General features: G+C 51.3%; 7 protein-coding genes. All 7 read right to left on the reverse strand.

Annotated features, from left to right (window positions below; genetic code table 11):
* Positions 1-16: 16 nt before the first annotated feature.
* Positions 17-3,661: a DNA-directed RNA polymerase subunit beta' gene (rpoC, locus tag HYW15_03275; GenBank protein QQG42501.1), complete on the reverse strand. Its 3,645-nt coding sequence runs from the start codon at positions 3,659-3,661 to the stop codon at positions 17-19.
* Complete coding sequence (locus HYW15_03280) at positions 3,643-6,942, reverse strand: DNA-directed RNA polymerase subunit beta (protein ID QQG42502.1); 3,300 nt, start codon at positions 6,940-6,942, stop codon at positions 3,643-3,645. The genes rpoC and HYW15_03280 overlap by 19 nt, the downstream gene beginning before the upstream one ends.
* Before the next feature lie 319 nt (positions 6,943-7,261).
* Entirely contained in the window at positions 7,262-7,597 is a 336-nt protein-coding gene (locus tag HYW15_03285) for a hypothetical protein (GenBank protein ID QQG42503.1), read from the reverse strand.
* A gap of 169 nt (positions 7,598-7,766) precedes the next feature.
* A complete protein-coding gene (locus HYW15_03290; GenBank protein ID QQG42504.1) occupies positions 7,767-8,579 on the reverse strand; it encodes a DUF3800 domain-containing protein in 813 nt (270 codons plus the stop codon).
* A gap of 2 nt (positions 8,580-8,581) precedes the next feature.
* Entirely contained in the window at positions 8,582-9,463 is an 882-nt protein-coding gene (secF, locus tag HYW15_03295) for a protein translocase subunit SecF (GenBank protein ID QQG42505.1), read from the reverse strand.
* Between the two features lie 2 nt (positions 9,464-9,465).
* Positions 9,466-10,122 (reverse strand): hypothetical protein, encoded by a 657-nt coding sequence (locus HYW15_03300; GenBank protein QQG42506.1) that lies wholly within the window; start codon positions 10,120-10,122, stop codon positions 9,466-9,468.
* A gap of 70 nt (positions 10,123-10,192) precedes the next feature.
* Positions 10,193-13,873 (reverse strand): peptidoglycan-binding protein, encoded by a 3,681-nt coding sequence (locus HYW15_03305; GenBank protein QQG42507.1) that lies wholly within the window; start codon positions 13,871-13,873, stop codon positions 10,193-10,195.
* Positions 13,874-13,930 lie beyond the last annotated feature (57 nt).

The raw sequence follows: 13,930 nt of genomic DNA on the forward strand, positions 1-13,930 counted from the left end.
AGCAAATGGACAGCGATTATTCCTCCTCTTCTTTTGCCGCCGCTTCCAGCTTTTTGAGGTATTCTTTTCGGTAGCCGGTGCCGGCGGGGATAAGCCGGCCGATGATTACGTTTTCTTTAAGCCCGCGCAGCTTGTCTTCCTTCCCTTCAATAGCCGCGTTGGTCAAAACGCGCATTGTCTGCATAAATGACGCGGCCGAAAGAAAGCTCTCGGTGGTCAGAGCAACATTGGTTATGCCCATCATCAGCTGCACCGCCTTCGCCGGCAGGACTCCGGCACCGCCTTCTTTTCTTGCTTTTATGTTTTCCTCGCGAAGTTTTGATTTTTCAATAATTTCCCCGACTGCCAGTTTTGTTGACCCCGGGTCTTTGACTCTTACGCGGGAGAACATCTGTCTGACTATCGCCTCAATGTGCTTGTCGTTTATTGAAGCGCCCTGGAAAGTGTAAAGCTGCTGGATTTCCGACAAAATGTAGTTTTGCGCCGCTTTCGCGCCCGCCACGCTCAAAAGTTCTTTTATATCAACGGAGCCCTCCGTGATGCGCGAGCCCGGTTCAACTTTTTCGCCCGGGGAAACAAGTATTGTCCTGCCGAACGGCACCAAAAACTCAAACTCGCCCCCTGCTGCGTCCCCCAGAATTTTTACCATTTTATCCCTGCTGCCGCCGTTAGTGTCTCCGGCATCCGCGACAGAAAGCACCGTGCCGGACGCGTTGGAGATAATCGCCGGCGCTCGCGGCGTGCGGAGCTCAAAAATTTCCTCCACTCTCGGAAGGCCCATGGTAATGTCCGCCGCTCCGGCGATACCCCCCACGTGGAAAGTTCTCATTGTAAGCTGCGTGCCGGGCTCGCCGATGGCCTGCGCGGCGACTATCCCTACTGCTTCCCCCAACTTAACAGGGGTGTTGGAGCCGAGATCATATCCGTAGCAAAGCTGGCAGATGCCGCGCACGGCCCTGCACGAAATCGGGGACCGCAAAAGCACGCTCTGAATGTCCAAAGAAGCAATTTTCTCGGCATCGGCCATGGTAAGCAGATGTCCGCGCTTAAAGAGCGGCTTTTTGGACTCCGGGTCGGCGATATCCGCCGCCAAAACCCTGCCGAACACGCGCGTCGCGAAGCTTTTGCCAAGCCGCTCGTAATCTGCTTTTCTGACCTCAAAACCGACTTCGTCTTTGCAATCCGGCTCGCTTATTATGATGTCCTGCACAACGTCCACCAAGCGGCGCGTCAGATATCCCGCCGCCGCGGTTTTAAGCGCGGTGTCGGCCGTGCCTTTTCTGGAAGCGTGGGTGGATATAAAATACTCCAAAACCGCCAGCCCTTCCTTGAAGCTCGCAAGTATTGGGAGCTCAATCGTGCGCCCGGAGGGATTAACCACCAAGCCCTTCATTGAGGCCAGCTGATTTATCTGCGCCCAGTTGCCTCTCGCGCCGGAGGAAACCATATACTGAACCGGCCCGAAAGGATCCAGCGCCCCCGGCGCGAGCTTATCCACCTCCGTTTTAACGTTCGTCCACACCTCTATTATTTTTTCATAGCGCTCGCGGTCGGTGAGCAGGCCCTGTTCGTATTGTTTTTCTATGACGCGCGCTTCCTCTTTCGCTTTTTCAATAAACGCCTGCTTTTCCTGGGGCACCTGTATGTCATCCATCCCCCAGCTAATGCCGGATTCCGTGGAATGCTTAAAGCCCAAGGATTTGATGCGGTCTAAAATGCCGGGCGTCTCGTCAATTCCGTATCTTTGTATCAGATTAGAAACCAGCCGATCCAAGTCCTTCTTTTTCATCTCCTGGTTCAAAAACGCAAAATCCCTTGGCAGGACGCTGTTGAAAAGCAGCCGCCCGACGGAGGTTTCCAGTATTTCTTTGCCGGCACTCTGGTATTTCGGCGTTTTGGTGACTTTGACGAAAATTTTCGCGTGGATGTCCACACGCTCAAAATCATGCGCCAGGATTGCCTCGTTTGGCGAAGCGAAATACTTGCCCTCGCCCTTGGCGCCCGGCCTGATTCTGGTGAGATACGCAATGCCCATTACTATATCCTGCCTCGGTGTTGCCACCGGTTCGCCATTGCCGGGCTTGAGCAGATTTCTGACAGAGGCGATGATGTCGCGCGCCTCTTTTTGCGCTTCATCCGTCAATGGAACATGCACAGCCATCTGGTCGCCGTCAAAATCCGCGTTAAATGCCTCGCAAACCAAAGGATGAAGCTGTATGGCGCTGCCCTCAACAAGTATCGGCTGAAACGCCTGTATGCCCAAGCGATGCAGGGTCGGCGCGCGGTTTAAAAGCACGTATTTGTCTTTAATGGCATTTTCCAAGCTTTCCCATATCTCCTCTTTCAAATCGTCAATAAGCCGCCCCGCGCCTTTTATCGTGTGCGCCAGGCCGCGGCTTATCAAATCGTGTATGACTAGGGGCCTGAAAAGCTCAAGCGCCATATGTTTTGGAAGTCCGCATTGGTGGAGCTTTAACTCCGGCCCTACCACTATGACAGACCTGCCGGAGTAATCCACGCGCTTGCCCAAAAGATTCTGCCTGAATCTCCCCTGCTTGCCTTTCAACATATCCGCCAAAGAGCGCAGCGGCCTTTTTTGGGCTTGCGAGGTGGCCGCCGGACCCTGCGTGCGCTTGATGGAATTATCAATCAGGGCGTCCACGGACTCCTGAAGCATTCTTTTTTCGTTTCTAACAATCACTTCCGGCGCTTTTATCTCCAGAAGTTTTTTTAAGCGGTTGTTTCTGTTTATCACGCGGCGATAAAGGTCGTTTATGTCGGAGGTCGCGTGCCTGCCCCCCTCCAACTGCACCATCGGGCGCAAAGCCGGCGGAATGACGGGTATCACCGTAAGGAACATCCATTCCGGCCGGACGCCGGACCTCAACATGGACTGCGCGAGACGCAATCTGCGCAAAATCTTTTTTTTCTGAAGAGGCGAGGCGCTCTCCGCTTCTGCAGAAAGCTGGGGGACAAGCCGGCTTAAATTAATCTCTGACGCGAGCTTACGGAGAGCTTCCGAGCCGATGCCCGCCTCAAAAATGTGCGCGTATTTTAAGCTGAAGCGGTGATATTCCACTTCGGAGATAACCGCCTTCTCGCAGAGCCCCTTGATTTCGCCGACGGTGGCGTCGTAGACGGATTTAAGTGCCTCCGCTTCGGCCGGGGCGGCCGACTTCATCTTGGATTTAAATTCTTTCTCAACCGCGGCCAAGACCTCTTTCCTTGCTTTTTCGTCAATCTTGGTAATAACGTATCCACCGAAATAAATCACTTTTTCCAAATCCGGCACGGACATGTCCAAAATCAAGCCGATTCTTGAAGGCACCCCCCTTAAAAACCAGATATGCGAAACGGGGGAAGCAAGCTCAATGTGCCCCATTCTTTCCCTGCGGACGATTGACCTGGTCACTTCCACTCCGCATTTGTCGCAGACGATTCCCTTGTACCTGACGCGCTTGTATTTTCCGCAATAGCATTCGTAATCTTTCTCCGGCCCGAAGATGCGCTCGTCAAAGAGCCCGTCTTTTTCCGGGCGCTGGGTCCTGTAATTTATGGTTTCCGGTTTTGTGATTTCGCCTCTGGACCAGCTCAAAACCTTCTCGCGCGAAGCGAGGCGGATTGCCAACGATTTAAAATCAGCTATTTTTTGCGACTCCATGTTTTTTCCTCTTCTTCTAAAATATATTCTTCAAAGCGCTCTTTTTGCCGCCCCTTGCCTTTTGACTCTTTTCCGGCGCTTTCATCTTCATCGCCGGGCGCTTCTTCAACCCCTCTAAGCTCAACGTCCAGGGCAAGCCCCTTAAGCTCGTTCACCAAGACATGGAAAGACGCTGGGACGTTCGGAGCGCGGAACGGCTCGCCGCGCACAATCGCGTCGTAAGCCGCCGCGCGCCCCAGAACGTCATCCGATTTTATGGTCAGCATTTCCTGCAGGGTGTGCGCGGCGCCGTACCCTTCCAATGCCCAGACCTCCATCTCGCCGAATCTCTGCCCTCCGCCCTGCGCTTTGCCCCCCAACGGCTGCTGGGTTATCAAAGAATACGGCCCGATTGAGCGCATATGGAGCTTGTCTTCCACCATGTGCGAAAGCTTCATTAAATAAACCATCCCGACAGTGACTTTTTGGTCAAATTCCTTTCCGGTGCGCCCGTCAAAAAGCCGAACTTTGCCGTCTTCGGGAAGGCCTGCCCTTCTAAGCTCCGACTTAATTTCAGTTTCCGTCGCCCCAAGCAGAGTGGGCGTTATTGCCATATAGCCCAGTTTTTCCGCAGCCCACCCCAGATGGGTTTCCAAAATCTGGCCTATGTTCATGCGCGAGGCGACACCCAAAGGATTTAAAATAACGTCAACCGGAGTGCCGTCCGCGAGGTATGGCATGTCTTCCTGCGGAAGAATGCGGGAAATTACTCCCTTGTTGCCGTGGCGGCCGGCGAGCTTATCGCCGGGAGAAACCTTCCGCATCTCCGCCACTTCAACCCTGATTTCTTTGATGACTCCGGTTTCAAGTTTGTCTCCCTTTTCCCTTGAGAAAACTTTAATGCCGACCACGCGGCCGTGTCTGCCGTGCGGGAGGCGGAAAGAAGTGTCTTTTACGTCTCTTGCTTTTTCTCCGAAAATCGCGCGCAGAAGCCGCTCTTCCGGAGTAAGGTCGGATTCGCCTTTCGGAGAGATTTTCCCCACAAGTATGTCGCCGGCCCTTACTTCCGCGCCGACGCGGATGATGCCGTCCTCGTCCAAATCCTTCAGTTTTTCCTCGCCGACGTTGGGAATGTCGTGCGTGGTGATTTCCGGCCCAAGCTTGGTGTCCCGGACGTCCACCGTATAATCCTCAATCAAAACCGAGGTGAAGGTGTCGTTTTTTACCAAACGGTCGGAAAGAATAATTGCGTCCTCAAAATTCGCCCCGCCCCACGAAAGAAAAGCCACAAGGAGATTCTGCCCGAGCGCCAGATGCCCGCGGTCGGTAAGCGAAGTATCGGCAAGCACGTCGCCTTTTTTTATTTTGTCGCCCAATTTCACGGAGGGGCGCTGGTGTATGACTGTTGACTGGTTAGACCGGACGAAATTCACCAATTCGTAAGTTTTTGTTTTGCGACCTGATTTAACCGTGACGGATTTGGCGTCAACCGCGCTTACCACGCCGTCCATATCCGACATTATCAGCCGGCCGGAATCCCGGGCGGCTTTTTCTTCCATGCCGGTGGCAACCAATGGCGCCTGGGGGCGCACGCAGGGAACGGCCTGCCGCTGCATGTTTGAACCCATCATGGCGCGGGTTGAGTCGTCGTGCTCCAAAAACGGCACCAGAGAAGTGGCTATGGAAAACGCTTGCTGGGGAGAAACGTCTATATAATCAATCTCCGATTTCGCTATCAGCGCGGGCTGGCCATTGGCACGGCCCTCCATTTCTTCGTCCAAAATATTCCCTTCCGAGCCAATGGCGACTCCGGCTTGGGCGATTTTATGCCGGGCCTCTCCAAAAGCCGTAAGATAATTGATTTCATTCGTTACTTTGCCGTTTATGACTTTTCTGTAAGGTGTTTCCAAAATCCCGAAATCGTTTACCCGCGCGTATCCGGCCAGATAGTTGATAAGCCCGATGTTCGGCCCCTCGGGTGTCATAATCGGGCAAAGCCGCCCGTAGTAAGAAGGGTGAACGTCCCGAACCTCAAATCCGGAGCGTTCTCTGGTGAGCCCGCCCGGCCCCAAAGCCGAAACCCGGCGCTTATGCTCAAGCTCGGAAAGAATATTTGTCTGGTCCATAAATTGGGAAAGCTGGTTTGTCATAAAAAATTCGGATATCACTGCGGCGAACGGCCGGGCGTTTAAAAGCTGGGCGGGAGTAATCGTGGCAAGGTCGGAGGTGGACATGCGGTCTTTTATCGTCCGCTCCATGCGCGCGAGCCCGATTCGCAATCTTTGCTGGAGCATTTCGCCCACCGAGCGCACGCGGCGGTTGCCCAAGTTATCAATGTCGTCCGGCAGGGACAATGGATTATTATTTAAAGAAATCACCTCCGAGAGTATGGCTACCAAGTCCTCCTTGTTTAAAATTCGCGGGTTTTTGACCTTAACACCGGCCAAAGAAGGCAGGCGCTGGCCGAGCTTGTATCTGCCGACGGCCGACAAATCGTACCTCTCCGGCCCGAACATGGCGCCTATGAGCTCGCGGGCGTTGTCGGGAGTTGCCAGCTCGCCCTGGCGGATTCTTTTGAAAATTTCCACGTAAGAGTCGTCGGCCGTTTTAGTCGGGTCTTTTTCCAGAGTTTTGTTGATGAAAGAAACCTGCCCGTCCGGCAGGCGGGCCTCGCCATTGTCTATGGCGGAAAAAGCATCTTTTATGTCCTCGTTTTTCTCCAACCCGAAAATGCGCATGAGGGCTGTGGCGGCGATTTTTCTTTTGCGGTCAACTTTTGCGTAAATAGCCCCGTCACTTTCCGTTTCAAACTCCAGCCAGGCGCCGCGCGAAGGAATGACTTTCGCGCCGAAAAGCTTCCTGCCTTTGGAAATATTCACCAAAGTAAAGTAGGCGCCGAAAGAGCGGGCTAGTTGCGAGACAATCACGCGCTCAACGCCGTTTATCAAAAAAGTCCCGCGGGGTGTCATGAGCGGCATATCCGCCAAAAATACTTCCTGCTCCTTTTTTTCTCCCGTGCGCTTGTTGGTAAGCCGAATGCGGATTCTCAAAGATGACTCAAAAGACAAGTTGTTGACTCTGGCGTAGTTTTCGTCGTACTTCGGCTCGTCAAAAGAATAATCCAGAAATTCCAGGGCAAGTTCCTCGCCGGTGTAATCTACAATTGGCGAAAACTCGTCCAGAATCTCGCGAATCCCTGTTTTTAGCAGCCAATTAAAAGATTTCAGCTGCATTTCAGCTAAATCGGGCAGCGAGGCCAACGGCTCCCGATAGCGGGAGAAGTATTTTTTATTTATTCCCATTTTGCTCTTTTATTGGCCCGAATAAACGCAAAACAGCCCTCTTTTGGTTCACCCCGCCGGTGAGGCGGGGCAAGACGAGGACTTTTTAGATTCTCTTTAGGTGCGGATTTTTGTATTCAAAGCGACAGGAGCTATTTTAGCGTTTCTTATAAAATAAGGCAAATTTTGCCTGTGGACAAAGCCGACGCCTATTGGGGTCGGCTCTCCGACCGCAGCGTCGGAGCCACCTTAATGCACAAGTTGCATTCTAGCAAACCCTATTATCCGTGTCAAGTCCACCTACCTACAAGTTGTGATTTTGGGATAATGGAGTAGGTGATCATTTTTTTGGAGGCAGAAAACCCATCTGTGGTTTTTCTTCGTTTGATCTAAATTGAAGCAAAATGGCATCTAGTTTCATTAAAAGCAAGCCGCGCTCGCATTTCTTTTCTCCAAATCCTTCAAAGCCGGACCGCCTAGATATTCCGCTTGTATACTCTAATACTGATTCTGGAACTTTAAAATCACTAAGTGAATAATTATTTTCTACTTCCAATTGACTAACCAAAGAATTATAATGGTCAACATACTTTCTGCTGATATGCTTTTCCTGTGGTAGATTTTCTCGCAAAGCGAGAAGTTGATTATATATCTTCATTAATGTATCGCTAGTCATGCTAAAAGCTAAATTTTTGCTTTTATAAATCCCCTAAATCGTAGCAGATTTTGGGGTTTTATTCAAGCGTGGTTTTGGGTTTTGTTTATCAATAGTTATCCACAGGACTTGCTTTTGAAAACTGCACATGCTAGCATGGCTATACAGTATCGAGAAAAGGCGTCGACCGTTAGGACGATGGCCTTTTTTCATTTGTAACGCTGGGCATAATTGTGTCTATAAATTGCGCATCTTTATCAACAAAAATATTAAAATTTCGATTACGAAACCCATTGATAAAATTAGTAGTCGTGCCGAGATTATTTTTAAAATGCTCTAAAAACCGGCGCTTATATTTATCGCCGTTAGCAATTTCTTTAGTAGCCAATCTAAGATCATAATTTATGGCGCCAACTATTAAATCAGCTGTTTGTAGGAGATCGTTGGATTTAGAATCAAATCTACACACTCCTGCGATAGCAAGTCTTTCAAATTTTTCATTTAATTTTCTTTTTACATTAACCTCAAACCTAATATCTTTCGGGGTAGTAACGTGGTCGGCGATAACAATGAGAATCTCGTTCTCTGATACCGCAGACTCAAGCACTCTAAGAGAGATATCTTCATATGCCTGCCAAGGATTAGCCGCAAAAGCCCTACTAAAATATTCACCTTTTTTGTACAAAGAATAAGAACTAAAACGCAGGCTTTTCGCATCGAACAATGCATCTAACGCAAATTTGGCAAATTCAAAATTTCTATTAGATAATTTATTAAACTTCATTTCGTCAAAAAAATTTCTTTTCCTGCGTTCGTAAAGCAATTTGCTTTGTAAATAATATGGTTGTGAACATTTAATAAATCCTAAAGTAAAAAATGTGTCTCTTGGGTTATTTAAACTGCCACTCTCGTCTAGAAAACAAAACTTGCTCCAAATGCTTTTATAATCACCTAAGGTTAGGTCTGATCCTTTTTTATCTGCTTGAAAAAGTTTCCCGAACATACTTAAAAACTAACGTGTTTTAGTGCCCACTTATTCCATGTCACCAATAGAAAACTGGCGATGAAGATGGAAGAATATGTGCCGAAGAAAACGCCGACTAAAATGGCGAGGGCGAAGAATTTTGTGCTTGCGCCTCCAAGAAAATAAAGCGCCAGCATCACAATCATTACCGTAAGCGAGGTATTAATTGAGCGGCCGATGGTTTGGCGCAAGCTTGTCTCAACGATATTTTCAAATTCTTCCCTGGCTCCGGATTTTTTTAAATTTTCTCTAATGCGGTCAAAGACCACAATCGTATCGTGCACGGAAAATCCTAAAATAGTAAGAAGCGCAGTCACAAAAAGCGTGTCCGCGGTGACGCCGTAAAAGCGCCCCAAAACCGCGAAAAGGCCGGTGGGGATGGAAACGTCGTGCACCAAAGCAACGAGAGCCGCCAAGCCATATTTCCAAGAAGATATCGGCCGCGACACTTCCCGAAAAGCCCAGGCGATGTAGAGAGCAATCATAAGCATCACCAAAATAATCGCGTAAAGCGAATTTCGTTTTAACTCCTGCCCGATTGTCGGCCCAATAGAAGTAAATTGTTTTTCTTCCAGTTCGCCTAGTTTTCGGAGTTCCGTCAGTATCGCCTGGTGCTCCTGCTCGCTGATTGCCGGCATGCGCAAAATTAACCCCCTCTCGCCCACAGGCTGAATTATAACTTCCGGTAAATTTATAGCCGGCCTTGATCCGCCGGCTGGCAGATTATATTCCACCTCCATTAAAGTCCCGCCGGTGAAATCTATTCCCAGTTTCAGCCCCCAGACCCAAACCGCCAAAAAACTCGCCAGCACCAATATCCCGGAAAACGCGTAGCTTATTTTTCTCGCGTCAATAATGCGCATGTCTAAATCTCCCCCGCGCGATAAGAAGTAAGAATCCCCCGCAGATAATTGTCGCCTGGATTTTTGTTGATGCCTTCAAGCAAAACCGGCTCGGCTAAATTTTTCTTTTCTTTATAAGAGAGCGTGTAAAGGTCAAAAAGATTTTTGTATCCGGCGACGTAATCCGGTTTTACATCCACGGCTTTCCGCAGATATTTTTCCGCTTTGGGAAAATCATGCAAATAATAATGATAAAGGTCGCCGAGGTTGGAAAAAGCGATATAATCATTCGGGCGGATTAGCGTTGCGTATTGCCAGGCCAAAGACGCGCCCTCGTAATCGCCCAAGAACTTGCGCAAAATCCCAATCTGCAGCCATCCTTGAAGATAATTCGGCTCGCGCTCCAGCTGTAAGGACATCTCTTTTAATTCTTTTGCTACCGCTTCGTTCCCAGAAGGAATTTTTCTCTCCAAAGCTTGCTTGGCTAATGTTTCAAGCTCATTCGGCTCGAAACCGCCTGACGGGAAGAAACCTGGTTTTTGGGAAGTCTCAAAACCAGGTTTCGAGGAGTCAGGCGGTGTTTCCCCTGGCGACCTAATATCCCCCCAAATAAAAAAACTTGCCGATCCGAGAGCGGCTGCCGCGATTACCGCGACTGCGATGATATTTCTTGTGGACATAGAAATATAATATCCAATTCAAAAACCCCCGTAAAGGGGGTTTTTGAAACTTAGTTCACAAGCCTAAGATTTAATTGGACCGTAAGTTCACCTGCGTAGCGCCAGTTGCCGGCAACCCGGTAACCTGGTAACCATTGGTGTAATCCTGGTCAAACCTGGTGTTGTTGGTTGTCGTTGAGATCGGAGACCAGATGAAGTCGTCGTTGGCGTCGCCCGCCGTTCCGTCATAGCTGTCAATCCTTGCCGCGTTAGCCATAGCAACGTTCGCCGCAGGGACGTTAGTCACGGTCGGGTAGGCCGCGTCGCCCATCAGCTGAACCGAGACGTCATCGTTGTTTGTCGTTCCAGACTCAACAAGCGAAACGGTAGCAAGCAATTCAAAGTACCTGGTCACGCCGCTGGAGATAATGTAGGTGGTCGTAGCGGTGTTACAGCCTCCGGCGGTCAAACCCTTGTCAGGATATATTCTGACATCTCGCGGTCCTTGTGTCGTGGTTACCAAGCCGCTGAAACATTGGCCGCCATTGATAAGGCCGGTTGAAGTGAAGTTGGTGTCGGTGTTGCTGAATCCGGAGTCAACGTAAGCGTACAAACTATAGAGCGAGGTTGTAGCGCCCAAAGAGGACGATCCCATGCGGAAAGTCATTTTGTAGAGCGCGATGTCGCCGTTATTAGCCGTTACCGCGAAGCGGTATAGCTTCTGGTTAGCAGTTGTTCCGCCCTGGAGAATCGTGTTCGGCAATGCCTGATAAGCCACTGTCGGGTAGGCCTTCATAATTCTCACTCCCTGCGAAGACCCGGCTGAAGAGCCGTTGACTCCGGACGGACCGTTAACCGTGCTGCCCGAAGCGACTCCCGTGCCGTAGTTGCCGTTGAGCCCGACGTTTGCTCCGTCGTAGTCAACAATGAGCAAGTCGCCCGAAGCGGTCAGAGGACCGGATACGCTGACTGCGGCAATGTCTCCTTTGACAGTGAGTGTTCTGGCTCCGTCTTTCGGAATTCTGAAGGAACCGGTAGCGATCGCGCTGGAGGTGGCATTGTCAATCGTCGGGAAGACAGCAGTCCCTACTTGGAGATTGCCATCCCACAAGGTTACCTGCCTACCTACCAAATCAATCGGCGTGTTGGTTGCGGCGCTGGAGAGCATAAGGGCAACCTGCTTAAGGTCAATGTCTTCGTTTGAAGCGCTGAACTTAATTTTGACAAGCTCAACTCCCGTCTGCCCGGCGCCTACAATTTTGTAAGCCGGGCTGTTGGGGTCAAGCACAACCGCCAGAGTCCCGCCTGAAGAAGCGGCCATTTCCTGCCCAATTGAGGTGGTTACAGTTTGCGCGATGGTTTGTCCGGAGGTAAGTCCTGAAACGCCAGTCCAGTCGTTGGAGTGAGCGCCGTCGTCGCCGTCAGCTCCGCCGATGCCCCAAGCGTACTTGCCCGTGGCTCCGCCGATTAAGTCGCACTTCAGCCCCAGGGTCTTGGAAGTCCCTTTTGACACGGTGAGTCCCGTGCCGCTGAAGGTGAAACTGGTTGAAGAACCGGCGGCTGTCGGGTTCACACTGCTGGTGACAACCGTTGAGCCGTCATAAAGCTTACAGTTGGTAACGTCTGTCGCCGCCCCGCCGGCGCGGAAAGCGTAAAGAATCGGAATGTTGGTCAGCCGCAAATCCTCGCCCGAGCCGGTTCCGTCCAGGATGTAGTTGGCAAAGAGGAATTGGCTGGCTCCGGCAATAATCGTCTGCGCGATCGGCACGGAGGAAACGCTAACCGTCAGCGCTCCGGTTTTCACCGTCATTGTGTTGCCGCTGATAGCCGAAGTCGGAGAAGGCGTTACGCTGTTCCCCGTCACCAATCCTTTCACGGTCGCCCAGTCGTTGGACGGAGTCGTGGAGGCCTGAATGGTCGCGTTGTTGGCAACGTCGGTGCCGACTTTGCCTTTAAGGGTCAGGGTGTGCGTGCCGGGCTGGAAGGTAACGGTGTCGGTAAAGACAACGGAACCCGTGCCGGCGCTGGAAGTGTTGGCGCTGTCGGCGGCGGTGCCGTCAACAGGGCCGGCCAAAACTGCGCCGTTTTGGTCAACCAAACTGACATTGGTCAGGTCGTTAACGTCCGCGTCGGAGCCGCCTGAAGTTATAGTGAAGTTGAACCCGATTCTGCCGACGGAGATCGCCTCTCCCTTAACCTCAACCGTGAACCCGCCGAAGGGCTGGTTTGCCAGGTTGACGGCTATGTTTTGGGCGGAAACCGTAGTCGCGGTAGACACAGTAATGGTACCGGTTGTAACGGTAACCTGCGCGGCGTCATACCACGGGTCTTCGGTTGAACTGAACGCGGCGGTGTCATCCGTAGGATCGGTGGCTCCGGTCTGCGGAGGAGTTATGCCGTATCCGTAGTTTTCTCCGATGAGGCCTATGTCGGTCCTCTTGGCGACGTCAAAGTCAACAGTCCTTCCGGAACCGCCAACGATATCGCCCTTAATCGTCATTTCCTTGGAAAATCCTTTGTCAACAAGGATTCCCTTGCCTCCGTTGTCGGTAAATGTGGTCGTGTAATACTTGCCGTCGGACGAAACAACGTTTTCGTAAGCCGTTCCGTCAACGTAGGTCTTTACATTGGCCAAATCGCCCGCGCCAATGGAGCCGGTCTGGTTCCACCTGATGAATTTAAGATAGATTTTTTCAGCCGAGCCCGCGGTTACTTTAATCGAAGAAAAGACATATGCTGTCTCGCCGACTTTCTTGCTCTGGGAAGAGCCGGGGTCCAGAGAACCGCGTTGCAAGGTAACCGAACCGATGGTGAGCGAGGTGTTGACCGTGTGCCCGGTGCCCGAAAGAGGCAGCGCGCCGTCAACAGTCGCGGCCGAAGAGTTAACTTGCTTAAGAGTCAGGTAAGCAACCTGTCCGGAGTTAGAGTTGTCGGAGGTCTGCGCGTTACCGGCAATCGTCATAGTCCGGGTTGCGCCCGCTTTTACGACGAATGGTTCGCTCAAAGTCGTCTGGTGCGAAGAGTTCAGGGTTTTTGCAATTCCAAGCTGACTGCCCGCTTCGTCCAAAAGGACTATTCCGGCGAAAGCGTTGTCGTTTGCCAATCCTGTTCTCTCAACCACCAAAGAGTTAACTGTAATGTCCTGTCCCGCTGGAGCCGTGAACTTAACCACGGTGAATGGGACGCGCGTGGCGTTTATCGGGAATAAGCTTGAGTTTGGATGTGCGCCCGCCTCAACCTTGATTGTTCCCGAAGCCGCCGGCGTGGATGGTGTGGACGGAGTTGAAGGAGTGCTGGGAGCAGCAGCTCCGCCGGCCAGCGAGTTGTACTTGGCTCTTGAAAGAGCTCCGAAGTAACCTGCCGCCGGAGAAACTCCGTTAGCCGCCTGCCATGCAGAAACGGCCGATTGGGTTACAGACCCAAGATATCCTGTAGCGCCGCCAGCAAAAGTGAAGTGACCGGTTGAGGTCAAGTAGTTTTGCAAGCAGGTTACATCATCTCCTCGCGCTCCCATTGTAAGATCGCGAGTGAAGCCGCAAGCTCCTGCTGACGGCGCAGCCGGCGTGCTCGGCAGGCCGCGAAGCGATGAGTTAACATTCGCTCTCGTAGTAGCGTCAACGCCGAAGCTGTCCAAAAGCGACAGGATGGAGCTGATTTGAGCTTCAGTAAGAGCGGCGCTGGCTACCGCCGGCACGAGCATGGCTCCGCCGGAGAGCAAGCCAATTGTGGCCGCACTCACTAAAATTGAAGTCAATTTTGCTTTGTATTTCATAACTAATATTCTTTTAATAATTTCGCCGGCAGGAATATTTTCGACAAAATATCCGCT

It is taken from the genome of Candidatus Giovannonibacteria bacterium, from assembly GCA_016432405.1.
GTDB lineage: Bacteria > Patescibacteriota > Minisyncoccia > UBA11713 > 2-01-FULL-45-33 > MFHE01.

Bases quoted from the DNA above. Each gene is read 5' to 3' on its own strand.
- HYW15_03290 (QQG42504.1), bottom strand. From the start codon at position 8,579: ATGTTCGGGAAACTTTTTCAAGCAGATAAAAAAGGATCAGACCTAACC.
- rpoC (QQG42501.1), bottom strand. From the start codon at position 3,661: ATGGAGTCGCAAAAAATAGCTGATTTTAAATCGTTGGCAATCCGCCTC.
- secF (QQG42505.1), bottom strand. From the start codon at position 9,463: ATGCGCATTATTGACGCGAGAAAAATAAGCTACGCGTTTTCCGGGATA.
- HYW15_03285 (QQG42503.1), bottom strand. From the start codon at position 7,597: ATGACTAGCGATACATTAATGAAGATATATAATCAACTTCTCGCTTTG.
- HYW15_03300 (QQG42506.1), bottom strand. From the start codon at position 10,122: ATGTCCACAAGAAATATCATCGCAGTCGCGGTAATCGCGGCAGCCGCT.
- HYW15_03280 (QQG42502.1), bottom strand. From the start codon at position 6,942: ATGGGAATAAATAAAAAATACTTCTCCCGCTATCGGGAGCCGTTGGCC.
- HYW15_03305 (QQG42507.1), bottom strand. From the start codon at position 13,873: ATGAAATACAAAGCAAAATTGACTTCAATTTTAGTGAGTGCGGCCACA.